This is a genomic window from Brevundimonas sp. EAKA, assembly GCF_000698025.1.
Taxonomy (GTDB): domain Bacteria; phylum Pseudomonadota; class Alphaproteobacteria; order Caulobacterales; family Caulobacteraceae; genus Brevundimonas; species Brevundimonas mediterranea_A.
Genome location: NZ_JMQR01000266.1, coordinates 1 through 904 on the forward strand (window position 1 = coordinate 1; position 904 = coordinate 904).

1 protein-coding gene is annotated in these 904 nt (G+C 73.2%); it reads right to left on the reverse strand.

What is annotated here, in order from left to right:
* On the reverse strand, nt 1–766 hold a 766-nt coding region (locus tag ER13_RS17390; protein ID WP_231492590.1), incomplete at its 3' end, for a phage tail protein.
* Nucleotides 767–904: the final 138 nt, after the last annotated feature.

Here is a 904-nt window from a genome sequence, read left to right on the forward strand (position 1 = left end):
CCAGAACCCCGACCGTCGCCGCCGTCTCCAAGTCGCCCCGCGCCGTCAGAGTCTCCGCCCCGACCCCGGCGTGCAGCCGCATCGGCCGCCACGGCTCAGCCGCCGCCGCCACGAGCGGCCGCCCGTCGTCCTCGCCCCCCATCAGGGGCGGCAGGTCCATCACCCGCACGAAGGGCGCCCCGACCACGGCCGGCGCCTCGCCGCCGCGCCCGCCGCCCTGATCCTCAAAGGTCCGCCGGACCTCGACCGGCTCCAGCACCGCCGACGGCGTCTCGTCCGCCGTCGTCCGCGTCACCCGCCAATCCCCGTAGCGGCCGTCCAGCCGCACCACATCCCCCGGCTCCAGCCGCAAGGCCTCCAGCGGCCCCAGCGCCAGGGTCGTCGTCTCCACCCCCGATCCGTCCAGGGCCCGTTCCGCCGCCGCCCGCGCCAGACCGCCCCCGCACGCCAGCGGCAGATCCAGATCGACCCCGCCGCCGGTCGCGGGCTCACCGATGTCCGTCCGCACGACCACCGCCCCGGTCTGATAGTCGGCCGTCTCGTCGATAAACCGCACCCGCGCCTCGCCGGGCCGCGGCTCCAGCGCGCGCGTCGCCGTCTCCGCCGCCCCCTGTTCCGGCAGGGCCAGGGCCGCGCGCGTCAGGTCGGCGCAGGTCGCCGTCCGCCCCAGCACCGCCACCCGCCCGTCCCGCTCGGCCGCCACCGCGTCGAACGCCGCCAGCAGCGGCTCCAGCGCATCGCGGGTCCGCCTCAGCCGGTCGATCACATATCCGTCTGCCGCCCTCTCTACGCCCACAACCGCCCTCTCGTCCGCCTGGTTCTTATGCCCTTCTTACGTCGCCGACGATTCACTGTTGATTTTGCATTCACTTTACTTACTTTTTGAATCTTTCTATTACTATAC